Below are 24,615 nucleotides of genomic sequence, written 5' to 3'. Positions count from 1 at the left end.
TTTAATGGAGAGTCGCTGGCATATGCTCGTTATTTTTGTAAAGTTTCAACCATATTCGCAACTATAGGTTATTAATTATCACGTTGCGGAATAAAATCTTTCTGAATCGGATTAGTACGAAAACGACGTGCCGTTTGTCATTAATTGTATCCGACCAGCAACTAAGTTTCAGTGACCTGTTTTGTATGAATTGTGTTGAAAAGTGGTTGTTTATGAAGTAGTTATTTGGCTGACTACTTCCTTCAGCAAGCGTTTGGCCTCTCAAAGTAAACAAGTAGAAGTAGTCGACCAGTCACTTTTCTCCCAACACAGCGATCAGCTTTCTTATACCTAATGAAACCGTACGCCAGTTATAGCGCTGAGGAATTTGCGCTCGATGACCTGTTTGTACGTTGGGTGCAACACCCCGACGACGAGGAGGTTGTGGCGTTTTGGCAGGTATGGCTGGCCCAGCATCCTCAGTGTGTCGATACGGTTGAAATCGCCCGTGAACTAATTCAGACGGGAAGTCAACCCGCGTTGCCGTCGCTTTCCTCCGACGAGGTATCGTCCGTGTGGGGGCGTATCCGCGAATCGCTGCAAACTATGGAGGACGTCCGGCCGCTTCAGCCCGATGTGCGATCGGTTGTAGGCTGGTGGTATTTCTTTCGGACAGTAGCGGCTGCCATAGGCGTAGTGGTCTTTATTGGCTGGGCTCTATGGATGCAATATGGCAACGGATCGGCCATTCAGACCGTCCGGACGTCGGACGGGCAGGTTCGTACCCTGAAATTGCCCGATGGCACAACGGTACGTCTTCAGCCTAACAGCCAGATTCGTTACGCTCGCCAATGGTCCGACGAAGCTCCCCACGCCGTGTGGCTGCAGGGAGAAGCTGATTTTTCGGTTGTGCACCGTAATGATACGTCATCGGCTCACCTGTTTCGGGTGCACACCAACGACCTCACGGCCGAATCGCTCGGAACTGATTTTCGGGTTACCCAAAACACCGATGGTACCCACGTTCAATTGATGCAGGGCCGTCTGCGGCTCATTTTAGGCGATCAGGTACACCCCGTACCCCTGCACCCCGGCCAGTCTATCTGGATTAGTCGAACCGACGACAAACCCTCATTTAGCTCCCTTAAGTAGTTTGTATCGATTGCATTACCATGCAGGTCGACGGCTAACTTTATGATTATTAGACAAATTTTTTAAGTAAAAATCACAGAATAATTCCTTTTGATTGCACTCAGCGTAGATTTAATTGCTGTTTTACCTTTAATCTTTACTCTATACCTATGTTTCTTATCTCTACTAATTGCAGGGTAACCCGCAATGGTCATCTTTGGATGGCGCTGATTGCCCTCACGCTGATTGGAGCTCCCGCCCTAGCCACTTCCCCCGGAAAAACGCCTACCCGAATTATTCAGGACCGCACGGTTTCCGGTCGGGTATTGTCCGGTGAAGACAACACGCCACTGCCCGGCGTAAACGTGGCCGTTAAAGGCTCAACCCGCGGAACAACAACCGATGCAAATGGTACGTACCGGATCAGCGTTCCGGACAACAACGCAGTACTGGTGTTTTCGTCCGTCGGTTTTATCAGCCAGGAACTAACGATTGGTACCCGGGCAACAGTGGACATTACGCTGGCCGCCGACGACAAAACACTGAGCGAAGTCGTCGTCGTTGGTTACGGTACGCAGAAAAAGAGCCAGTTGACGGGAGCTATCTCGTCGGTGGGCTCAAAAGAAATCGCTGAACTACCTATTACGAACGCACGGCAGGCTCTTCAGGGGCGGGCTGCAGGGGTTGACGTTGTTCAAAACAGTAGCAAACCAGGTGCTGGACCCACTGTCCGAATTAGAGGTCGTCGGTCAATTAATGCCAGTAACGATCCGCTGTACGTAGTGGACGGAATTCCACTCGCCGGCGGTATTGATGATATCAACCCGTATGATATTGCCTCAATGGAGGTGCTCAAAGATGCGTCGGCTACGGCAATTTACGGGTCACGCGGCTCAAACGGGGTTGTCCTGATCACGACTAAACGCGGTAAGACGGGCAAAACGGTAGTGAGCTACGACGGCTACTACGGTTTCTCCGATCGGCTGGGCCAGATTGACGTATTCAATGGTGCCGAATTTGCTGAATATAAGCGCGAATCACGCCGGGCAGTAGGCAACTATCCGGCCGGTCCGGCTACGAATGATGCAGATGTCAAGATTTTTGAGCCGATCGAACTGGATGGTATTGCCACTGGTCGTTCTACTGACTATCAGTCTTTTCTGCTCCGGCAGGGTAATATTCAAAGCCACCAGGTTGGTGTACAGGGAGGTAATGAAAAAACGCAATTTGCTATTTCAGGCAACTATTTCAAGGATGTCGGCATTGTCAAGAATCAGGATTTCACCCGCTACACCTTCCGTGTGAATATTGACCATCAGATCAGCAACAAGATCAAAGTGGGGATCTCTACGCTCGGTGTATACAGCCTTCGAAACGGCGAAAACTTCAACCCACTGGGCGGTGCCTACGCTGAAAACCCACTGGGTAAGCCCTACGACGACAATGGCAACCTGATCTTCCTGCCTACGTCGGACGGGCTGCGGACGAACCCGATTGCCGAAATCATTCCGGGGGCTCAGGTGGACCTGACCAAGCGGATGCGGCTTTTCAACAGCATCTACGGTGAGTGGAACATCATCGACGGGCTGCGCTACCGCGTGAATTTTGGACCTGACCTTACTAACCGGCGCATTGGCCGTTTCGTAGGTAGCCAGACTAACGCTCGCCGGGGAGCCGATCCAACGGCCTTTTCGTTCAACGAGTACCAATTTAACTGGACGCTCGAGAACATCCTGACGTACAGCAAAACGTTCAATCAGGTTCACAACCTGAATTTTACAGCGCTGCAATCAGTGCAGAAAGATGATTATGAAACTAACCAGATTAGTGTAACAGGCGTACCGGCAGAAACTCAGTTATTCTACAACCTGGGGCAGGCTTCGCTGATCAACAGCGTTGGTAGTGACGTACGCCGATGGACGCTGAACTCCTACATGGGCCGGGTCAACTACGACTACAACAACAAGTATCTATTGACGCTGACCGCCCGCTACGATGGTTCGTCACGGTTTGGTGAGAACACGAAGTACGGTTTCTTCCCCTCAGCGGCTGTCGGCTGGAACATCAGCAATGAGTCGTTCATGAAAACGGTTACGTGGGTGGATAACCTGAAACTGCGGGCCAGCTACGGTACGATCGGTAGTACAGCCATCGACCCGTATCAGACACAGGCTCAGTTAGCTCGTACGGCCTATGCCTTCGGTACGGTGGGCGCGTTCGGGTACCGGCCGTTCACGATCAGTAATCCCGACCTGAAGTGGGAAACCACCACGACCGGAAACATCGGTCTGGACTATAGCTTCTTCAAAGGCCGGCTGGCCGGTTCGCTGGAATATTACCGCGCCGATACCCGCGACCTGCTGCTATTTGATCAGTTACCGCTGACGAGTGGCTTCGACCGGGTACTACGTAACGTTGGTAAAACCCGTAACCAGGGTATCGAACTGACGTTATCTTCGGTGAACGTAGACGCCACCGGTGGTTTCCGCTGGACAACCGACCTCCAGTTTACCCGCAACCGCGAGTCGATCCTGGAGCTGTTCAACGGTAAAGTAGACGACGTAGGTAACTCCCGCTTCATTGGTCAGCCGCTGACAGCTTACTTTGACTACAAGAAAATTGGCATCTGGCAAACCTCAGAAGCTGAAGAGGCAAAGCGGTACCAGAGCGTACCGGGGCAAATCAAGATTCAGGATACCAACGGCGATGGCAAGATTGATCCGTTTGACCGGGTAATTCTTGGCTCACAGGTGCCGAAGTGGAGCGCCGGTATCACCAACCGCTTCGAGTATAAAGGGTTTGACCTGTCGTTCTTTGTGTTTGCCCGTATTGGCTATATGTTCCGGAGCTTGTTCCATCAGGACTTCCTGACGCTGGCCGGCCGGTACAACAGCCTGGACGTGGATTACTGGACTCCCAACAACCCGACCAACGAATTTCCCCGGCCAAACCAGAACCAGGAGTTCCCGCCGTTCCGCTCAACGCTGCTGTATTTTGACGGTACGTTCGTTAAAATCCGGAATATCAACTTCGGGTATAACGTACCATCTAAATTTACGCAGAAGCTGGGCGTTTCTTCGCTGCGGGTGTTCGCAAGTATTCAGCAGCCGTTTATTTTCTCGGAATACCGTACGAAATACAAAGGCATCGACAGCGAAACCGACGGCGATGTAAACGCCGATCAGTCACCGGCCGTTCGTCAGACCACCTTTGGCATTAACCTGAAATTCTAAACAGTCATCGATAAACCAATCCAGGTTCTATCGTGTCGACGAAAAACATACAATAACCATGAACCAACATAATTCGCTCATTCGCTCCTTCACTAAATCCATACTGGTGGTGGGCGCATTGCTGCTCAGCACAACAGGTTGTAAGGACCTGCTGGAAGAAGTGCCGGTATCGCAGGTAGGTAGTCAGTACGCCAGCACCCCATCCGGCTTTGAAGCCGTCGTTAAGGCTGCATATTCGTCGCTGCGTGAATACTACGGTCGAGAAGATGCCATGACGCTGACGGTATTTGGAACCGATACCTATACAATGGGGGCTGACGGCAGCTTCAAGTTTGTAAATCAGTACACGTCACAGATTGACGGGCGTTTGTCTATCACGAACAACATCTGGAATGCGTTTTACAAGGGTATCAACACGATTAACGTAGCCCTCGATGCCGCGGATGGTATCAGCGGACTTGACGCAACGATCAAGAAGCGCCGGGTAGCCGAACTAAAGTTCCTGCGGGCACACCACTATTTCATTCTGGTGCAGATGTTTGGACCGGTATCACTCCTGACCAAGGGTAATCTGGTGCCGACCAAAGAATTTACCAGAGCGCCGGTGAAGGACATTTATACGCAGATCATCGCGGATCTGGAATCATCTCTGACCGACCTCGGAACGCCGACATCTGAGTACGGCCGGGTAACGAAAGGAGCCGCTGAGCACCTGCTGGCTAAGGTCTACCTGACCAAAGGAACTGATAAAGATGCTGCTGCTGCCGACGACTTCAATAAAGCCGCTACGTATGCCCAGAACGTAATCAAAAATTACACGTACAAGCTGCTGCCTGATTTTTCGAGTGTTTTTGCGCAGGGGGGCGGTGAGATAAACGACGAGGTAATTTTTGCAACGCAGTATACGTCTGATCCGATCACGAATATTGGCTCAGGCTTCAATAGCACGACTACCAGTAACGTAACGATCAACGGAAATCAGACGCACCTGTACTTTGGCATGGAATACGACGTGCAGGCCGGTATGCAGCGCGACGTATTGAATGGCCGTCCGTTCAAGCGTTTTATGCCGACTACGTACATGCTGAACACCGTGTTCGATCCGGCCAAGCGGTCGATTGATTCCCGTTACAAGAAGACGTTTAAAGATACGTGGCTGAGCAATCGCCCCGGCACCTACACCAACCTGTTCGATACTTCGAAAAAGTCAGTGACGTTTGCTTCCGGCGATACTACGATTTATATCCCTGGGGTTGAATGGACGATGGAGCAGCGAGCCGCCAAGAAGTATCAGGTACTTGTGCCGAGTCTTTACCGGCCCAACTTGTTCCCGGTTCTGCAAAAATTCCTGGATCCGCTGCGCCCTGACCGTACGTATGAGGCTGGCAGCCGCGACTTCATCATGTTCCGCCTGGCCGAAACACACTTGATTGCTGCAGAAGCGCTCATCAAGCAGGGTAAAGCTGCCGAAGCTGTTCCGTTCATCAATGCTGTTCGGCGCCGGGCTGCCTGGCCGGGTAAAGAAAAGGATATGGAAATCACGGCAGCGCAGGCAACAATGGAGTTTATTTACGAGGAGCGTGAGCGGGAACTAGCGGGCGAAATGCACCGCTGGTTTGATCTCAAGCGCTGGGGCATACTGGTTGATCGGGTGAAGAAATATAACCCCGATGGAGCTCCGAACGTAAAAGAATTCCACAATCTGCGGCCAATTCCGCAGGACCAGATTGACCGGACGGCTGGAGGGCCCCAATCCTATCCGCAGAACCCAGGCTATTAATTATCAGTCGGTCAGCTTATTAGTTGGTCAGCATTTTTTAGCCGTATAGGTAAAAAGTGCTGACCAATTGCCTTTATTCGGTGAAGTGTCTGTAAAGGGTGTATGATAAGCCCGTTCAATAAGTAACGTTAATTTTTTGGCTTGAACAGTATCATTTTACCGTGAAAAATAATAACTTTAGCACGCAGTCGTCGGCAAAACGATCGCCACTGACTATTCCCGAACCCTCTTCACAGGAAACTGTAAACAGAAGACAGTTTCTAACTATGGCTGGTCTGTCGGCTCTGGCGTTTGGCGCCGGAGTTGACTCACTGGCTGGTTCTCTGGCTTCACCGCAAAAATCAGGGATTCGGATTGCCTATTCCTCTATTACATGGGGTGGCAACGACGCCAAAGCGATTGAAGAGCTGGCAAACCTGGGCTATCACGGTATTCAGCTACGAGCCAATACCTTCGGCCCCTACCGCGCTAAGCCCTCCGAACTCAAAGCCCTGCTCGATCAGTACAAGCTGACACTGGCTATGTTTTCCAGCGGCAACGTTGAAATTGATCCTGCCAAGGAACAGAGCACGATCGACATGCACGTCGCCCACGCAAGCTTTGTGAAAGCGCTCGGTGGCACTGCCATTCAACTGACCAACAGCGCCCGGCCTAAAGATCGGATGCCAACTACGGAGGAACTCAAACGGCTGGCGGCCGTCATGAACGAAATCGGTAAGCAAACGGCGGCCATGGGCATTCAGGCTGCGTACCACAATCACATGAATCAACTGGGCGAAACGCCCGAAGAGGTTGATGTAATTGTGCAGGCAATGAATCCTAAGTACATAAAACTGCTGCTGGATATCGCCCACTATAAACAGGGCGGTGGGGAGCCGGAAAAAGCGGTGAAACAGTACAAGGACATTCTGTATGCGCTGCACCTGAAGGATACGATGAGTCCGCTGCCCGATAAACCCGACAATCCGAAGGCGTACAAGTTCGTTGAACTGGGCCGGGGTAACGTTAACGTACCGGCTGTGTTCCAGGCCCTGAAAGATATTAAGTTCAACGGTTGGGGGATTATCGAACTGGACGGTGTGCCGGAGCGGGATAAAACAGCAGCTCAATGCGCAGCCATCAATAAGGAATACATCACAAAAACCCTCAACCATCCAATCTGACTTTGACTGATAGAATACTGAATGCGTGAGTTAAACAAACATGCCATTCAGTAAGTCAAGCACTCAACAATTGACGACAAATGAAAGGACTCGTTTTATCAGGGTTGCTGCTAATGTTCGTAGCAGCCGAAAAACCACAAACGCCGAACACTTTAACGGCGAAAGAGCGCAAAGATGGCTGGAAACTGCTGTTCGACGGCAAAACAACCAATGGCTGGCGGGGTGCTTACAAAGACAAGTTTCCCGACAGAGGCTGGGGCGTTGAAAACGGTACGTTGACTATTCAGAAATCAGACGGCTCGGAATCACAAAGCTTTGGCGATATCGTGACGGTTGACGAATACGGCAACTTCGATCTGATGTTTGATTTCAAACTAACCGATGGGGCCAACAGCGGAGTAAAATACTTCGTTGTGGAGCAGCAGCCAAAGCCCAAGGGGTCAGCTTATGGCCTTGAGTTTCAGGTGCTCGACGACGCGAAGCACCCGGATGCCAAGATGGGCCGCGACGGTAACCGCAAGGTCGGCTCACTGTACGATCTGATTCCGGCGAAGGATAAGCAGGTAAATCCCATCGGCGAGTGGAACACGGGCCGCGTACTCGCCCGTGGCAATCACGTAGAGCATTGGCTCAACGGCAAAAAAGTAGTAGAATTCGAACGGGGCAGCGAAGACTTTCGGAAGCTGGTAGGCATGAGCAAGTATGCCGCTCCGTCGTATAATTCTAACGGCCGCTTCGGCGAAGCACCCAAGGGGCACATCCTGCTGCAGGACCACGGCGACCGGGTTTCTTTTCGCAACATCAAAATAAAGACGTTGGAAACGAAGCAGTAAGCTTTTGAGACCAATGCCTTTTCTGATCAACTAACGTAGTGAATCTAACTGTCTAAATCCTATTCTCGCATGGATACCCGCAGAGAGTTTATAAAAAAATCGGCCTTAGCCGGCCTGGGCATGAGCTTTTCCGCAGGCAGTTATGCCCGCATCCTGGGATCAAACGACCGTGTTCGGGTTGGGATCATTGGTTTCTCGGATCGGTTCCGGGCTTCGCTGGCGCCGAGTTTCGCTAACCACAACAAAGAAATGAACTTCGCATTCGTGGGCGTATCCGACATCTGGAACCGCCGTCGCGACGAAGCAGAACAATATCTGAAAGGAAAGGGTCTGATCGACGACAGTTTTTTCAAAGCCCGTAATAACGACGAACTGCTGGACCGCAAGGACGTTGACGCGGTAATTATCAGTACGGCTGATTTTCAACATGCGCTGCACTGCGTTGATGCCGTTGAATCGGGTCGGGATGTGTACGTTGAAAAACCCTTTGCCGAATCGCTCGAAGATGCCCGGAAAGCGCTGAAAGCCGTTGAAAAGACGAAGAAGATTGTGCAGGTAGGTTCGCAGCGTCGTAGTGCACCGAACTACCACCAGGCTAACGATTTCATCCGTTCGGGTAAGTTTGGCGATATCTCCATGGTTGAAATGACCTGGAACGTCAACCAGCCGGGGCGCTGGCGCCGGCCAAAACTGGTTGCCGAAATCAGAAAAGAGGATACCGACTGGAATCGCTACCTGCTGAATCGCCCGAAGGTGGAGTGGGACCCACGCAAATACCTGGAGTACCGCCTGTTCTACCCCTATTCATCGGGGATTCCGGGGCAGTGGATGTCGCACCAGATCGATACCGTTCACTGGTTCAGCGGACTGGAGCATCCACGTAGCGTAGTGGCCAACGGGGGGGTGTACGTCTGGAAAGATGGTCGTGTGAATCCAGATACGTTCACGGCTGTGTTTGATTACGGCCCGGACAACGATAAGTCGAAGGGTTTCCAGGTTTTGTATTCGTCGCGGATGCACAACGAAGCGGGCGGCACGAAAGAGTACTACTACTCAAACGGTGGTATGATCAACCTCGATACGAACACGATCTCGCCCGAAGGTGGTCTGAAGGCTAACGCAGCCAAAGAAATGGGTATGGAGGCCAACCTGCTACCGGCCATGAAGCTGGGTGAAGCGGCTCGGGTGGAAACATCGGCTAATACCGGCGCTGACCCGATGACGTCGTTGCACATGCGGAACTGGATGGAGTGCGTTCGGAGCCGGAAGGAGCCTAATGCGCCAGCGAAAGCAGGCTTTAACCACTCTGTTGCCAACATCATGGCGACCATGGCCCTGCACACTGGTAAGCGCGTAACATGGGATTCAACCAAGCAGGATGTTGTTGTCAGCTAATTGCTGAACAAGTCACGCGATATACGAAGCCCCGCCAATCTGGCGGGGCTTATTTGTTTGTAAGTATTTGTTAATCAAGGTAATCAAGACCACAGCGCCGTCAGCACAGCTACGAGCCAGTTGTATTTACCTGATATTTCTTTGACTAATGTAGCCTCAGTCCTAGCCGCATCCTCTCGCATTTTACTCAATTCTTTGAGCAACTCCTGCTTGAGTGACAATAGGTCTTCCTTCGTCGCTAACTGTTTAAACGCTTCTTACTGCGCTTCCATAAAATCAGCAATGGCGTTAGCTAACTCTTATCTACCCTGTTTTTGCAAGGCGGTAAATTTTGACATGGATTACGGTGGAATTGATTTAAAGTTAACGATTAACGAATGAAATGATTACAGATGTGTTAGCCGACCCGGTTTTGCAGGAGTGCCGCTCCAATCTGGCAGCTCAGGCATTTCTTCACTACACAGAACTCATTGTATAATTCAATGGCCGCCTGAGAATCAAAGGCCGTTCTGATACCTAAACCTAGTGCGTCCCATTCATCCATCAAGTGGTTTTGCTCGGCAGGAAGCTGCTCCAGCAGGGCAATGGCTCGATCAATGTAGGCCGACTGACCCCGGTGGTGGGCATAGGCAGCCAGTAGCGGTACTACCGTATTGATGATGATATTCTCAGCAGTGGTTTGCCCCGGTATCGCTGCCGCTTTGTCCGTAACCTTGCCAAAACGATAGTGCGTTTGCCAGTAATCGGCTGGCGCTAACTGCAACGAACGAATAAGTCCGGCTACGTCGTCGGTCCCTACAAAAAGCGAAAATAAGCTGGCGTGATACGTTACGATACGTGCAAATTGCGCCAACCGCAGGGTTGGAAAGTTAGCGGGGCGCAGGCGTCCCCATTTCCATTCGTGAGCCTGCATCTGTTTATCAGCCAGGCTATATTTCACGGCCAGAAACCGATACTCACGTTGAAGCGATTGCGTGTAAGCGTCCGGCTCTTCCACATTGGCCAGCAGCCCGGCCGTACCAAACAAGATGGCCTCCACCTGAATCAATGCATCACGGTGTTTTTGTAGAGACTTCAGCGGCACGGCCCGACTCAATTGCGCCATAGGATCGGCGTTAACTTTGAACCCAAAATTGGTCGCCAGCAACCGATAAGCGGTTTCTTCCCAGTTCTGGTCTGACTGCTCAAACAACGTTCTGACACCGGCGGCTTTTCGTTCCAGCCGCTGCAGCATGGCTTTGTCGAGCATGGCAGTCAGCCGAAGGGGTTGCACAGACCGGAACTGACCAGCACAGGGAATAGCATCGGCTGAGTCGTGCAGTTGATGGTAGCGCGTCAAGAGGCTGGTATCGGTACGGGGGCCGAGTTCCAGCGTTGGTAAAGGGGCTCCTTTGGCCCGATCAACAACCGTATCATTCTCCCAGACGATATGCAGAATGACGTTATCGTAGGCCCTATCGTGTTGATGGCGATGAGCCAGCCAGTCGGATGTTCGGCAATGAGCTTCAACCGTGCCTATCCACTCGACGCCATTGATAAGCAAACGGGCATTAATAAAATCAGGACCAGCATTATGGTTGCGAAAACCCGGCTGTAAAACCTCTACTGTTTCGCCGGCGGTTGTAGTTAGGTGGGCTCGGTCAAAATATTGGTATTGCCAGAGAAAATATAGAAACGCTTCGGGCACGGGACGGCATCTTGTTTTGGGTGGTCAGTGAACGGTTGGAGCTTTTCATGCCGCGAGTGGTGAAATATACGCGCATTGGCGTAGAAGTGTACGATTGTGCCGAAAACTTTTACAAATAAGATGCCATTTCCTGTTGCAGCGCCTGTGCTTCGGCCCTTGCTTTTTCCGCAAAATCGGTCCCGCCGGAAGCATACAAAATGCTGCGCGAAGCATTGACCAGCAGTCCGCCATTGGGCGTCAGGCCCCGTTTAGATACCTCGGCAAGGTTACCCCCCTGTGCGCCTACGCCTGGTACAAGCAGAAAATGATCGGGTGCCAGTTCCCGGATGCGACTCAATTCGTCGGCCTGCGTTGCGCCGATAACAAACATGAGTCGGTCAGGACCGGCCCAGGTTTTGGCGGTCTCGATCACCACTTCAAACAATTCCTGTTCATTGATCGACTGCCGCTGGAAATCAGCGCTACCCGGGTTCGATGTTAGCGCAAGCAGGATAACCCACTTACCGGCATAATCCAGAAACGGCGTTACGGAATCATGACCCATGTAAGGAGCTACTGTCACGGAATCGAAATCAAGTCCGGCTGCCGACCGATCAAAAAACGTGCGGGCGTACAAGCCGGACGTATTGCCGATGTCGCCCCGTTTGGCATCGGCAATCGTGAAGCAGTCGGCAGGAATGTAATCGAGCGTTTTTTGCAGGCTCTCCCAACCCCTTGGGCCCTGGGCTTCGTAGAAGGCAATGTTAGGTTTATAGGCCACGGCGAGATCGGCCGTAGCATCGATAATTTGTCGGTTAAAAGCGAAAACCGGATCGGGCTCGTTTTGCAGTGAGTGAGGAATTTTACGTGGGTCTGTGTCCAGTCCAACACATAAATACGATTGTTTACGGAAAATTTGCTGCGATAATTCGTTGTATGTCATACGATCCGGTTACACCCACATAATAAATAGAACCGGGTCAAAATTACGAACTAGCAGTTCGCTTTCATAAATTTGCGTACAGAGTCCAACTGTAATTAACCAAACTACGGCATGCAAGTCCGGCAAACGGCTATTGAGGGCCTGATAGAATTGATTCCGCGAGTGTTTGACGATGAACGCGGGTACTTCTTTGAATCGTATAACAAACCGCTGTTCACATCACTGGGCTTGCCAATGGAATTTGTGCAGGACAATCAGTCTTTTTCGGTGAAAGGGGTTCTGCGCGGCCTGCACCTACAGAATGAGCCGTTTGCTCAGGGGAAATTAGTACGTGTGATCACGGGGCAGGTGCTCGATATCGCCGTTGACCTCCGTGAGGATTCTCCTACCTTCGGGCAGTATGAGACCTTTCTGCTGGATGCGAAGCTGGCTAATATGGCGTATATTCCAGAAGGGTTTGCGCATGGATTCGTGGCGCTGGAGGACAGCATCTTCAGCTATAAGTGCACGAACATCTACAACAAGGCGGCTGAATCGGGCATCGTCTGGAACGACCCGGATCTGAACATCAACTGGGGAATCAAAGACCCGATTGTGTCGGAAAAAGATCAGCAACTGAAGCCGCTGCGTGAATTATTCCCGCATCTGGTGGTCTAAGCGTTTGCCGTTTCAGATTCCAGGTTCTACTAAAATTAAATGCAGACCTGGAACCTGAAACGGCGAATTTGAAATCAGCCACTTACTTTTCGTACATTTCTTCAATTACTTTCCGGCCTACTTTTCTGGCCGACAGGGGGTTTTGCCCTGTTACCATACGCTCATCCACTTCAATGTAGGGTAGGAACGGAATCAGACTTTTGCTGTAAAGCGCATTCTTTTGCTTCAGGGCATCTTCCAGCAAAAACGGTACTTCCTCATCAAGCCGCACCAGTTTTTCTTCCATGTTGGAAAAACCGGTAATCTGCCGATTATCAATCAGGGGAGAACCATCGGACAGTTGGACGTTCAGTAGACCGCTAACGCCGTGGCAAACGGCCGCTACCATGCCGCCGTTCTCATAGATGTGCCGGGTAATTTCCTGTAGCTGCTGGTTATTCGGAAAATCCCACATCGTTCCGTGTCCACCCGTGAAATAAATAATCTGATAGTCAGATGGATTGACATCCTCAAGCTTAAGCGAATGCTCCAACTTGTGGCGGAACGTAGGGTCGTTGTACCATTTCTCGTTGACATTGTCGCGCCGGTCGAAGCTCTTCTCATCAATGGGAACAGAGCCTCCGTTCGGGCTCGCGATGTCGTACGGAATGTTGCGATCGGCCAGTTCATCATAAAAATGGGTAGCCTCGCTTAACCACAGGCCCGTCTTGTGCGGCTTTGTCGGGTAGTCGGTATGATTCGTACAAACAATGAGTGCTTTGTAGGTAGGGTCCATATGCAGGTATAACGTTCAATGCTTGAAGTTCAGACTTTCACGCTATAAATCAAACGCCGGAACGGAAACTAAATGTTCCGCAATGCGATCAGGCCGGTTTCCAGATCCAATTACAGTCTTTGCGATAAACGGCTGAGCCTATGACACTGTCAACGTAATTAGCCCATACTACATTTCGGATGGCTCGTTGCTAGCCAGAAGCCTGGAAAACAGTTCTAAATTCAGGTAGTGAAGATGCAACCTGCAACGAGATGATTAACATTTTCAGACTCGAACGAATATAGGAAAGATACGGGATTACCATCTTTAACGATTTTTAGAAGCAGATTAAACCAAATTGTACTATGCTTGTCAAAGAGTTGGTTTAAATGGTATTAGGCAGATTAAAATTTGCCTAATCTAAGAAATGGCACTCGGAATAATTGGTGACTTATGTATATTTGTTTGCAAACCGTATTGTACTAAAATAGAATGAAAACCATAACATATGCATCGCTTCGGGCCGAACACGCCTGGATGGTTGTCTCCGATCAGTTGCAGCAACGCAACAACATGCTGTCGAAGGGTATTTCACACCTCGAACGTTCGCCTTCTGAACTGCCGATGGCCAGCCGTCTGATGATTCTACGATACCACCTGCGCATGAGCTTACGACAGCTAACACAGGAGGCCCGTCGTCAGGCGAAGGAGGTTGACGATGTTGATGGGCTACAGCAGCAGTGGCTGCATGTTCACCAGCTTTTTTTTCTGCTACGTCAGATTGACACCGAATTAAAGCGGGCCGCTACCGAAAATGAGACCCTCCGTGCCTGGGTCGAATCGCTCGAAGGGCGCGTGTACCGGTCGGCTTTAGTACACCTGAACTAACTGATTCTATCCATACACAAACAAAAGACGCCTTTGCGGGCGTCTTTTGTTTGTATTGCAGGCTGATAAATCGGATCAGCGTCCAAATTTCATGGCCTGTTCGCTTACCGTCTGATTGGTGGTATTACCCGACGTGATCAGCACCCGGTGACGGAACGTTACCGACTGCCCAGCCGGCAGGGTATAATTCATCGCAGGGGCTTTGCCGCTTGACATAACTGATGGAGCCAGCGGATTGGCAGCAAATAAACCGTATCCGCGAGCGTGCCAGTAGGTTGGATAGCCTACGTTCTGCGGATGGTCGAAGAGAACCACCGACACCGGCTCTGCATTGATGGTTCCGGTTAGATTGACCCACTTGCCGCGCGTTCCCCAGACGGCATCGCCTTCAATGCCTTCGCTGCTAACGTATTTGCCTGTTACCCCCGCATTGTTCAGGGCCGGGACCTTGGTAGCCACACCCTGGGCATCAGTAAAGACTTCGGGCTTATTCGACGGATGCTCGAGTTCCCGTGCTACGCGGATGGCAATCATACCCTCTTTGTTGTCTTTGAAAACGACATCTTTATCCAGCGCCTTCAGTGTGGTTATGTGATCGATCGTACGGTCGTTTGCGCCGGCCCGGAACAGGTACGTAGTCGTTTCCTGCAACATGGGTTTACCGTCTTTATCCAGCCAGTCGGCCGTAACGACCAGTTCGCCCTGATCTTTGCCGCTTTTCATGCTTTTCACGCCCGTATGAACGATCGTACCGAACGGTCCTTTATGTTCTGGTCCAATGGCGGTTGAATTGTTCCAGAAGTCGTGACCGTTCACGTCGCCATAGTTGAACCACATCCCTACGTGGTGCGGGTGGTCAACGCGTTCGCCCGGACGCGGATCCATCGGCCATCCGCGGGTAATGGGATTGCCGCCGGCCGATAGGATGGGATACAGCACCGCCTTCTTCAGCACGGATGGGCCGGGATAGATGTAAGCAGTGAACGGTTTGCCATCTACCGTCACCGACACACGTTTCTGCGCTTCGTCGTGGGTGAGCTGAATACGTTGCTTGCTTTGGGCAAACGTAAGCTGGGCAATGAAAAGGAACGGTATAATAAGCCGGTTCATGGTCGGTTGTCGTTTAAGAAATACGTCTCGGCAACGCGGGTAAAAGCAAATTGCCCGATACATTTACCGGGCAATTTGATAAAGAAAGCAGAGGTTGTAATTTACTGTCCGAGCAGGATTTTGTTCGTTACTTCCTGATCAATCGTAATGTAGCCGGGGTAATTGATCTGCTTATTGCCCAAGGCCAGCGTCGGTTTGATCTTGATCGTCAGCTTCGACGGCTTGGTATCCTGTGCCCCCGATAGGTTCTGCACCAACTGGCCAAAAGCATCACGCGTTTTCGGGTCAGTGAACAGTTGATAGGCATTGGCATTGATACGTACCGGTACGCGGGCGCGACCGCCACCGGGCTGTACTTCAATGCGCTGGTTCAGGAAACCGGTGAACAGTTCCTGACCAGCCAGCAGAATTTTATATTCCAACTGGTCAATGCCTGCCAGCCGGTTGGTGGGGTTCGTAATATCGAGGTTGATCCGGGCGTCGAGCGGTACGTTGCGGGTGAGCAAGCCAGCCGCCAGACGCGGGAACTTAGCTGGATTGAGGTCTTCAATTTTGCGGAACTGCCGAATGTCGACCCCCGCCAGATACACACTGTCGGCCGAGGCAATGGAGTAACGACAGTCGCCCAGGGCTTTTGCCTGAGCCAGTTGTTTATTGACGCTGCATTGACTGAACAACAACGGCAAAGACGCCAGTGTCAACAGCAAAACAAATCCTTTTTTCATGGCTGATTTCAAATCGTTTGTCTATAAACGTTCGACAACCGGTAAAGGGTTTGGTTTAATCGGCGATCAAGTGCCCTGGTATTGATTGAACGGCCTTTATCCTCTTACCCGTCGACTCATTCATTTATATACCACAACCCCGCCCGCCGGTACGGTCAGCTTCACGGCTTTTCCGTTTCGGGCCTCAACCGTTACCCGTGTGTTGAGTTGCGTCGGATCGGTCGAAAACAGGCACGTTAGCTCGCTGCCGGCTGGGTGTAGTTCATTATCGATGGTAACCCAGGCGGTTCGGGCGCTCTGCGGATCGGTGTTGATAGCGCACAGGGCCTCCTCGTTGTTAAACAGCCGCGACCAGGGCACTACCGAGCGGATCTGGCCACCCAGCATCATTGGCAGGCCGAACTGTGAGCCATTGCCGGAGATTGGACGTAGATACTGACGCCCCCGCCGAAGGGCGATGTGCTGCCGTCGAAGAGCGAGCAGTTGAGCAATGACCCTGTAAGCCGGATTACTCTCAGTAAAGAAGTGTCGGTTCGCCGATCGGAACGCGCCAAAATCACCCCCAAACATCGACTCCCGAATGTAGCGATCATTACCTCCAGCTCCATCGAAGGCCTGTTCGGTGCCGTAGTACAAACACGGGATGCCCAGCGTCAGTACGTTCAGGGCAATCACGGCCGCAATTTGCTGATAGGCGCCTGGGTCGGCGCAGAACCGCGCCTTGTTGTTGCCTTTACGAACCTGATCGTGATCGTCGAAGAGGGTAACAACCCGGTTGCGAAACCAGGTGTGTGATCCTTTGTTGACCAACTCCGAATTCCGAAACAGATCGAAATACTCGGTCGGGTTGCGAAACCCCTTCACCAGGTATTCCAGCTTGTCGGGGATATCGTCGATACCCAGGGCTGCGTTCAGGCCGGTCAGTTCGAGGGTAGTAAACGCCCGGCTTCGCCCACCGGTGATCTCGCCGATCAGGTAAAAATTTTCCTTACCGATAGCCATCGCAAACTCCCGGATAACCGCCGAAAAGTAGCGGGTTGCGCCCAGTTCCATGTGTTTGACGGTATCAATGCGGAAACCATCGAGATCAGCATAGGCGATCCAGTACTTATACACGTCGGCAATGGCTTTGAGGGTAGGAGAGGGCTGATACGTATCCAGCGAACCTGTTCCATGCCGAATATCTTTTAAGCTTTCGAAGTCGCCCTCCAGAAACTCCGGATCATTGTCCCAGTGCTGAATTTTACCTTTCTGGGTGAACGTATCCGGTCGCTGAAACTCACGCGGCCAGATTGCTCCGTCTGGCCAGGCACTGTTATGTAGGGTAAGATCGAGCTCCCGAAAAGGCAGGGAGGGTATACCGGCTGCGTCGCGGTAACCGGCCACGGGAAAAGTAGTACCGTTGAAAACCGGCTGGCCGTTGGTAGCATAAGCAAAAACATCCCCAGCATGGTTGAAGATAATGTCGAGGATAACGTAAATGCCGTTAGCATGGGCCGTATCGACAACTGCTCGTAGGTCATCGCGGGTGCCGAAGCGTGGATCAACATCCAGAAAGTTCTGAATACCATAGCCGTGGTACGTTTCCTGAGAAGCCACCTGCTTAAAAATCGGGCTGATCCAGATAGCTGTGATACCAAGCCGCTTCAGGTAGCCAATTTTGCTTTGGAGGCCTTTGAGGGTACCACCTACGAATCGAATGCCCGCTTCACGCCATTGAGCCGCCTGCTCAGCCGTTTGAGTTGCGTTTCCTGCATCCGACAGTTGAAACAACGGCGTAGTGCCACCAGCCACTACATGACCATCGTTGTCGACGAAGCTTTGTTCCTGACCGTCAGAGAAACGGTCGAGCATCAGAAAATACAGGACCTGATCTTCCCAGGCGGCAGGAGACGGATGAAACGTTCGATTGGTGAGGCTCGTAAAGTCGAGATCAGCTAAGCGTTGTGGCGTATTCATGATCGAGGAAGGGTGAGTTGACTACCGGCAATGTACGGGATTGATACGAATGCGTTTCGTGCTCTTTTAGGCTACGGTTGATGAGATGATGGACAGGCGCTGAGGGCCTGTTATTAGTCGTAAGTTTAGATCAAAATGATAACGTATATAGCAAGCGTGACTTTGATGTATCCCTGAAAGAATGTTGTGAGTGAGACTGTTATCAGTTTGCTTTTCAGGTTCTTTATGCAATTGTGAAGTTTGCAAATTAGCCAAATTTTTTCTATACCTTTGTTGTACAGATCCATCCAGCACTTTCATGAGCAAACTAACCGCCGACGACCTCATCTACGGGTACATCAACGGTATCTTTCCGATGGCCGACGCGGACGGTACGCTCTATTGGTATGCGCCGGACCCCCGGGCCGTCATTCCGATTCACTCCTACAAACCGTCTCATTCGCTGCGGCCAATCCTGAACAAAAAGCTGTTTGAAGTACGTGTAGACACCGATTTTGAGCAAGTGATGCGTAACTGCGCCATACCTCGCTCTGACTTCGACAGCACCTGGATTTCCGACGAAATCATCGAAGCCTACACTGAGCTTCACCGGATGGGGCTAGCCCACAGTGTAGAAACGTATATAGATGGACGTTTGGTTGGTGGCCTTTATGGTGTGGCGCTCGGGTCTGCTTTTTTTGGCGAGTCTATGTTCCATCAGGTCAGTAATGCCTCCAAGGTAGCGTTTCATTACCTGATGATGATGTTGCAGGAACAACAGTTCGAATTGCTTGATACTCAGTTTATAAACGACAATGTTCGGCGGTTTGGCGCGGTTGAAATACCAAAAGCTGAGTACATCAGGCTGCTCAAGTCGGCGCTGCGTAAAAAAGCCCGCTTTACAGAGCCCGTGCTGGAGCACCTCTTTAAGAACCATGCCGGCGATTAGCCAAAATTTCTGGTAGCACCCTCAACCGTGTTTATCGACGCAGCCGCACTTCCTATCTTTGCCGCATGGCAAAGCCTGTTCTTGTTTTAAAATTTGGTACCGCATCCATCACAAAAGCTACCGGCGAGCCCAATGAGCCGGTTATGGTCGACATTGCCCGGCAGGTTGCGGCCCTGCATGACCAGTACCGAATCGTGTTGGTATCGTCGGGGGCCGTGGGGGCTGGGAAGGCATCGATCCGTGATTATCGGGGCGACATTACCCAGCGCAAAGCAGCCGCGGCTATCGGAAACCTGTTGTTGCTGAATCAGTACTCCCGCTTTTTTTCCATCTACGGCATTTCAATCGCCCAGAGCCTGTGCGAACGGCATCACTTTGCCAACCGCGATCAGTTTCTGCAACTTAAGCAGACGTATGAAGAACTCTGGGCCAACGGCATCATTCCCATTGCCAACGAAAATGACGTAGTAAGCAACCGGGAGCTGAAGTTTTCGGATAACGACGAACTGGCCACCCTGATCGCCGTCGGTTTTGGCGCGGAGGTATTGATGCTCTGCACATCTGTCGGCGGGTTGCTCGATGCCAACAACCAGATTATCCGTCACGTAGCCGCTTTTGATGAATCCGTATTCGGTGTTGTGCGAACGGATAAATCATCGCTGGGATTGGGCGGGATGGCTTCAAAACTGACGTTTGCCAAGCTGGCAACCCGCATGGGCATTCGCGTGGTCATTTTTGGATTGAACGAGCCCGAGAGTATTCAGAAAGCATTACGTAGCGAAACCGGGACGAATTTTGTTCCCCAGCCAACATCCCTATCGGCCCGAAACCGCTGGCTGGCCAGTGGTAGCCTGGTGGTTGGCCGGTTGCAGGTCGACGCGGGCGCTGTGCGGGCGCTGCAACAACGACGCAGCCTGCTGGCGGTAGGCGTTAGAAGTATATTGGGTGAATTTGCCGCCGGCGAAATGATCGAAGTGCTGGACGAACAGCAGGACGCCGTTGCCATTGCCCGGGCGCGGCTTTCGTCCGATAGTCTGACACAACAGCTTCAACTCCAAAATGTTGAAGTCGCAAATGCGAATGATATTGTACTTTTGTAGGGAGAGAGGGAACAAGAGGGAGGAAGGCGACGAAAGGTCGTAAGTTTTTCCCCTTCTTCCCCCTTCTTCTTTTCCTCCTTTTTCAGTTATGAACACCATAACCCCTCTCCTCCAGGCCACGCAACAGGCCGCTGCTGTCGTTCGGCGACTAAGCAGTGAGCAGAAAACGGCCTTATTGAACCGGCTGGCCGACGTACTGGCTTCGCATTCAGCCGAAATTCTGGCCGAGAACCAGAAAGATCTCGACCGCATGCCGGATAGCGATCCCAAGAAAGACCGGTTGAAACTAACCGAAAGCCGGGTTGCTGACTTGGCTGCGAGTCTTCGGGCGGTTGCTACGTTGCCTGATCCGGCGGGGGCGGTGTTGCTGGAGCGTACCATCGACCAGGGACTGCAACTACGTAAGGTCGCCGTGCCGCTGGGTGTGGTGGGGGTAATTTACGAGTCGCGGCCGAACGTAACGATCGATGTGGCGTCGTTGTGCCTGCGCTCGGGCAATGCCTGCGTGCTGAAAGGAGGGAAGGAGGCCGATTGTTCGAACCGGAAATTAGTGGAGTTAATTCAGCAGGTACTGACCGAATTCGACGTACCGAAAGCGGCCGTATCGCTGCTGCCTCCCGACCGGGCTGTTGTGAACGAACTGTTGACAGCCACGCGATACGTTGACATTATCATTCCCCGCGGTTCAGAATCGCTGATTCAGTTTGTGCGTAAAAATTCGCTGGTGCCGACAATCGAGACGGGCGCAGGGGTGTGCCATACCTACGTTGAGGCATCGGCTGATCTGGAGAAGGCCCGGACTATCGTGGTCAACGCCAAAGTGTCGCGGCCGTCGGTCTGCAACGCCCTCGACTGCATACTGGTCGACGAAACCATTGCCGAATCATTCCTGCCTATGCTGACGGCAGATTTTACGAAGTGGAACGTCGAGGTTTTTGCCGATACAACCGCCCATGCGATTCTGGCCGATGCCGGCTATCCTCAATTACAGGCCGCCCAACCCGAAGATTTCGGCCGCGAGTTTCTGGACTACAAATGCGCTGTCAAAGTCGTGTCTGGTCCAGACGATGCGTTGTCGCATATTCAAACGTATTCGTCGCGGCATTCCGAGGCTATTGTGTCGCAGAATCCATCCATCATCGAGCGCTTTCTGAATGAGGTAGACGCAGCCGCCGTGTATGCAAATGCGTCCACCCGCTTTACCGACGGAGCCGTTTTTGGGCTGGGAGCCGAAATCGGTATCTCAACCCAGAAGCTTCATGCCCGTGGACCGTTTGCACTTGAAAAGCTCGTTACGGAAAAGTGGGTTGTCGTAGGCGACGGACAGGTACGGTGGTAACGCCATCCGTACAACCTCGGCCATACGTTAAGCAGGTACCGGCCGACCCACCACTTCGGCAAAAACGCGGTTCCAGTCCTGCACAAATCGCTCAATGCTGAACCGTTCCTGCGCTAGTTTTCGGGCGTTATTACCCATGCGACGAGCTTCAACAGGGTTGTCGAGCAGGAATTGCATGTGCTCACGTAGCTCATCGGGGTTGCAGGAGATGAATCCGTGAACGCCGTTTTCGATGACTGTCGGTAACTCGGTTGTTGCCAGCGCCACCACGGGCATACCGATCGTCAGGGCTTCGATGATGGCCAGGGGCAGGCTGCTATAACGCATCAGGCTATACAGAAACCGGTATTCGGCCACCCGGCGGTGAAGCAGCGTATAGTGAATCTCGCCAATACCACCGATCTCGGCCGACCCCATGCCGACCGTAGTGAGAGGCAGGTCCTGGCGCAGACTTTCGTAAAGGTCATACCCCGCCATCCGCCCCCGGCGCTTCATCTCATTCACCACAAAAATGCCTTCCGGGCGACTACCGTTGTAGCGGAGCGACGGGTCAATCGCCACACTGTGTTCAATCACGGCTGTAGGTGTTGTGCCGTTATCCCACATCAGCCGGTTGTAGTGCGTAACGTGAACCAGCAGCGTATTCGGGTCATCGGCGGCCCAGTGGCGCGAATCCGTCGGGTGCGGTTCGGGGCTATTGTGCTGGAGGTAAATACGGGGTAATTGCCGCTGCTCAGCCGACAAAATTTCGTACTGGTCTTCCTGATAATTTCTGGGGGTCTGAAAAATGATCAGATCCAGATCAAGGTTTTTGATCTGATCGGCGGGGACTTCCCGAACGTAGTCGGGCATGGACGAGCCGACGCCCCGACCAATGTACCCTTCCGATTGATCTGCTTTACGAGGTAGGTACCAATTATGTTCCGCCTGAGCGAGGGCGGTCAGGTATGCCCCGTGAATATGCCAGATGAGAATGTTGAGTTTTCGCATATGGCTTTAATAAGCACATCCGGGCGATTGTTGGAGAAACTGAACGACCGGCCATACCGATTACTAAAAGCAACGACGGCACCTCAGGTGGCAATTGGGAAAAGGTTGATAATGAACAACAGGGAAGGCAATGCCGCCAGACAGCTATTGGCCCTGTGGCGATAATCCGTTAGCTTTGCAGATAAAACTAAGTCAACCGAGTATCGATGCCGTATTTATTCACTTCCGAGTCTGTCTCTGAAGGACATCCCGACAAAGTCGCCGATCAGATTTCCGACGCTTTGATTGATAACTTTCTGGCGTTTGACCCATCCAGCAAGGTAGCCTGCGAGACCCTTGTAACGACCGGGCAGGTGGTACTGGCCGGGGAGATCAAAACTGATACGTACCTCGACGTTCAGAAGATTACCCGCGAGGTAATTCGCCGGATTGGCTATACCAAGAGTGAGTACATGTTCGAGGCCAACTCATGCGGTATCTTTTCAGCATTGCATGAACAGTCGCCCGATATTAACCAGGGCGTAGAGCGCACAAACCCCGAAGATCAGGGGGCCGGTGACCAGGGAATGATGTTCGGTTATGCAACCAACGAGACCGAAAACTTCATGCCGCTGCCGCTCGATCTGGCACATAAAATCCTGCAGGAACTGTCGTATATCCGTAACCACGACACGAACCTGATGTCGTATCTGCGCCCCGACGCCAAGTCGCAGGTGACCATTGAATACAGCGATGACGATCGGCCCATCCGGATTGATACCATCGTCGTATCGACCCAGCACGATGACTTTGCCGACGACGCCACGATGCTGGACCGTATCCGGGAAGATATTATCAACATCGTGATTCCGCGGGTAAAGGCCAAACTGAAGCCGCAACTCCAGGACCTGTTCACCGATACCATTACCTACTACATCAACCCAACCGGTAAGTTCGTAATTGGCGGACCGCACGGCGATACGGGTTTGACCGGTCGCAAAATTATTGTTGATACCTACGGCGGTAAAGGAGCACACGGGGGTGGTGCTTTCTCCGGCAAAGATCCCTCGAAAGTGGACCGGTCGGCGGCCTATGCTACCCGCCACATTGCCAAGAATATGGTAGCGGCCGGTTTGTGCGATCAGGTGCTGGTACAGGTGTCATACGCCATTGGTGTCGCTAAGCCGTGTGGCCTGTACGTAAACACTTATGGCTCGGCCAAGGTGGACATGACTGATGGTGAGATTGCGAAGAAAATCGAAGAGCTGTTCGATATGCGTCCATACGCCATTGAGCAGCGCCTGAAACTCCGCAACCCGATTTACTCCGAAACGGCTGCCTATGGACACATGGGTCGGCGAAACGAAATTGTGAAGAAAGTGTTCGGTTCGAATGGTAGCGCTAAAGAGATTGAAGTAGAACTGTTCACCTGGGAAAAACTCGATTACGTTGACAAGGTCAAGGAAGCCTTTGGTCTGTAAGACAAGTCTGATTGCAGCAAAAAGCCCACCTCGCGAGGTGGGCTTTTTGCTTGTTCATTGCATGAATTTATAATTCATCGGGTTCAAAAACCTCGTCTTCTTTCATTCGTGATTTAGCTTCAACGATAGCCTGGCTCGAAAAATCACTACGTTTCTGCTTGCAGCGAACCAGTTTATCCTTCAATACGTCCAGCACCCGGTCGGTCGCATTTTCGAAGGTTTTATCGCTTTCTTTAACAAATAACTCCTTGCCGGGAATACTCAAGCGGATTTCAACAATTTTTTGTTTGACTTTGTGCGTGTCAGCACCGTCTAATCTAAGAAATACTTCCCCACTAATGATACGGTCGTGGAAAGTATCTAACTTGTTGAACTTGGCTTGGATGAAATCCAGCAAACTCCGGTCGGCCGTAAAGTGCACGGCGTTAATCTGTAGTCTCATTGTGTCGCTTTTTAAGTGAGAAATTATCAGAACATCAATGGACTATCTAAGTTTGGGTAAACGAATGACAATGTCAAGAGCGGCTAAGAAAGGTACAATTGTGTTTCACGCGTTTCAGGGCTGCAAGCTAGAACACAACT

20 protein-coding genes are annotated in these 24,615 nt (G+C 51.7%); 12 read left to right on the top strand and 8 right to left on the bottom strand.

Features of this window, described 5'->3' with window-relative positions:
• Positions 1–333 precede the first annotated feature (333 nt).
• The 6 genes from BN8_RS22555 to BN8_RS22530 all read left to right on the top strand — a co-directional run bounded on the left by BN8_RS22555 (position 334) and on the right by BN8_RS22530 (position 9,514).
• Entirely contained in the window at positions 334–1,131 is a 798-nt protein-coding gene (locus BN8_RS22555; protein ID WP_009284256.1) for a FecR family protein, read from the top strand.
• A gap of 149 nt (positions 1,132–1,280) precedes the next feature.
• Complete coding sequence (locus BN8_RS22550) at positions 1,281–4,343, top strand: SusC/RagA family TonB-linked outer membrane protein (protein WP_009284255.1); 3,063 nt, start codon at positions 1,281–1,283, stop codon at positions 4,341–4,343.
• A 58-nt stretch (positions 4,344–4,401) separates the two neighbouring features.
• Positions 4,402–6,123, top strand: coding sequence for a RagB/SusD family nutrient uptake outer membrane protein (locus tag BN8_RS22545; RefSeq protein WP_009284254.1), 1,722 nt, complete (start codon positions 4,402–4,404; stop codon positions 6,121–6,123).
• Between the two features lie 266 nt (positions 6,124–6,389).
• Entirely contained in the window at positions 6,390–7,286 is an 897-nt protein-coding gene (locus tag BN8_RS22540) for a sugar phosphate isomerase/epimerase family protein (protein ID WP_009284253.1), read from the top strand.
• A gap of 80 nt (positions 7,287–7,366) precedes the next feature.
• Positions 7,367–8,119, top strand: coding sequence for a 3-keto-disaccharide hydrolase (locus BN8_RS22535; protein WP_040006448.1), 753 nt, complete (start codon positions 7,367–7,369; stop codon positions 8,117–8,119).
• A 69-nt stretch (positions 8,120–8,188) separates the two neighbouring features.
• Positions 8,189–9,514, top strand: a complete 1,326-nt coding sequence (locus tag BN8_RS22530; protein ID WP_009284251.1) for a Gfo/Idh/MocA family protein — start codon at positions 8,189–8,191, stop codon at positions 9,512–9,514.
• Between the two features lie 397 nt (positions 9,515–9,911).
• On the opposite strand, the gene BN8_RS22525 is transcribed toward BN8_RS22530, so the two are convergent.
• Together BN8_RS22525 and pyrF are read right to left on the bottom strand one after the other, a co-directional pair.
• Positions 9,912–11,201, bottom strand: coding sequence for a DUF2851 family protein (locus tag BN8_RS22525; protein WP_009284250.1), 1,290 nt, complete (start codon positions 11,199–11,201; stop codon positions 9,912–9,914).
• A gap of 109 nt (positions 11,202–11,310) precedes the next feature.
• Positions 11,311–12,123 carry an orotidine-5'-phosphate decarboxylase gene (gene pyrF / locus BN8_RS22520; RefSeq protein ID WP_009284248.1) on the bottom strand — a complete coding sequence of 271 codons (813 nt, stop codon included), beginning with the start codon at positions 12,121–12,123 and terminating at the stop codon, positions 11,311–11,313.
• A 111-nt stretch (positions 12,124–12,234) separates the two neighbouring features.
• Here pyrF and rfbC point away from each other — a divergent pair, with 111 nt between their 5' ends.
• Positions 12,235–12,780: a dTDP-4-dehydrorhamnose 3,5-epimerase gene (rfbC, locus tag BN8_RS22515; protein WP_009284247.1), complete on the top strand. Its 546-nt coding sequence runs from the start codon at positions 12,235–12,237 to the stop codon at positions 12,778–12,780.
• Positions 12,781–12,862: 82 nt separating this feature from the next.
• On the opposite strand, the gene BN8_RS22510 is transcribed toward rfbC, so the two are convergent.
• On the bottom strand, positions 12,863–13,555 hold the full coding sequence (locus tag BN8_RS22510; protein ID WP_009284246.1) for a type 1 glutamine amidotransferase domain-containing protein: 693 nt from the start codon (positions 13,553–13,555) through the stop codon (positions 12,863–12,865).
• A 471-nt stretch (positions 13,556–14,026) separates the two neighbouring features.
• Here BN8_RS22510 and BN8_RS22505 point away from each other — a divergent pair, with 471 nt between their 5' ends.
• Positions 14,027–14,422 (top strand): hypothetical protein, encoded by a 396-nt coding sequence (locus tag BN8_RS22505; RefSeq protein WP_009284245.1) that lies wholly within the window; start codon positions 14,027–14,029, stop codon positions 14,420–14,422.
• 75 nt (positions 14,423–14,497) lie between these two features.
• On the opposite strand, the gene BN8_RS22500 is transcribed toward BN8_RS22505, so the two are convergent.
• The 3 genes from BN8_RS22500 to BN8_RS22490 all read right to left on the bottom strand — a co-directional run bounded on the left by BN8_RS22500 (position 14,498) and on the right by BN8_RS22490 (position 18,216).
• Complete coding sequence (locus tag BN8_RS22500) at positions 14,498–15,532, bottom strand: DUF6807 domain-containing protein (protein WP_051041119.1); 1,035 nt, start codon at positions 15,530–15,532, stop codon at positions 14,498–14,500.
• Between the two features lie 101 nt (positions 15,533–15,633).
• Positions 15,634–16,257, bottom strand: a complete 624-nt coding sequence (locus BN8_RS22495) for an LEA/WHy family protein (RefSeq protein ID WP_009284243.1) — start codon at positions 16,255–16,257, stop codon at positions 15,634–15,636.
• 120 nt (positions 16,258–16,377) lie between these two features.
• Positions 16,378–18,216: an alpha-amylase family glycosyl hydrolase gene (locus BN8_RS22490; RefSeq protein ID WP_009284242.1), complete on the bottom strand. Its 1,839-nt coding sequence runs from the start codon at positions 18,214–18,216 to the stop codon at positions 16,378–16,380.
• A 298-nt stretch (positions 18,217–18,514) separates the two neighbouring features.
• On the opposite strand from BN8_RS22490, the gene aat reads away from it, so the two are divergent.
• The 3 genes from aat (at position 18,515) to BN8_RS22475 (ending at position 21,583) form a co-directional block, all read left to right on the top strand.
• Entirely contained in the window at positions 18,515–19,144 is a 630-nt protein-coding gene (gene aat / locus BN8_RS22485) for a leucyl/phenylalanyl-tRNA--protein transferase (protein WP_009284241.1), read from the top strand.
• 65 nt (positions 19,145–19,209) lie between these two features.
• Positions 19,210–20,244 carry a glutamate 5-kinase gene (gene proB / locus BN8_RS22480; RefSeq protein WP_009284240.1) on the top strand — a complete coding sequence of 345 codons (1,035 nt, stop codon included), beginning with the start codon at positions 19,210–19,212 and terminating at the stop codon, positions 20,242–20,244.
• 88 nt (positions 20,245–20,332) lie between these two features.
• A complete protein-coding gene (locus tag BN8_RS22475; RefSeq protein WP_009284239.1) occupies positions 20,333–21,583 on the top strand; it encodes a glutamate-5-semialdehyde dehydrogenase in 1,251 nt (416 codons plus the stop codon).
• A 27-nt stretch (positions 21,584–21,610) separates the two neighbouring features.
• Here the strand turns inward: BN8_RS22475 and BN8_RS22470 are convergent, their stop codons facing one another.
• The gene (locus BN8_RS22470; RefSeq protein ID WP_009284238.1) at positions 21,611–22,573 is read right to left on the bottom strand and encodes a glycosyltransferase; all 963 of its coding nucleotides are present in this window, start codon (positions 22,571–22,573) and stop codon (positions 21,611–21,613) included.
• A gap of 206 nt (positions 22,574–22,779) precedes the next feature.
• Here BN8_RS22470 and metK point away from each other — a divergent pair, with 206 nt between their 5' ends.
• Positions 22,780–24,033 carry a methionine adenosyltransferase gene (gene metK / locus BN8_RS22465; protein WP_009284237.1) on the top strand — a complete coding sequence of 418 codons (1,254 nt, stop codon included), beginning with the start codon at positions 22,780–22,782 and terminating at the stop codon, positions 24,031–24,033.
• Between the two features lie 67 nt (positions 24,034–24,100).
• Here metK and BN8_RS22460 read toward each other — a convergent pair whose 3' ends face one another.
• Complete coding sequence (locus tag BN8_RS22460) at positions 24,101–24,475, bottom strand: HPF/RaiA family ribosome-associated protein (protein ID WP_009284236.1); 375 nt, start codon at positions 24,473–24,475, stop codon at positions 24,101–24,103.
• Positions 24,476–24,615 lie beyond the last annotated feature (140 nt).

The organism is Fibrisoma limi BUZ 3, assembly GCF_000296815.2.
Lineage (GTDB): Bacteria > Bacteroidota > Bacteroidia > Cytophagales > Spirosomataceae > Fibrisoma > Fibrisoma limi.
Note: the sequence above shows the minus strand (reverse complement) of the source record. Positions and strands in the feature narration are given on the sequence as shown.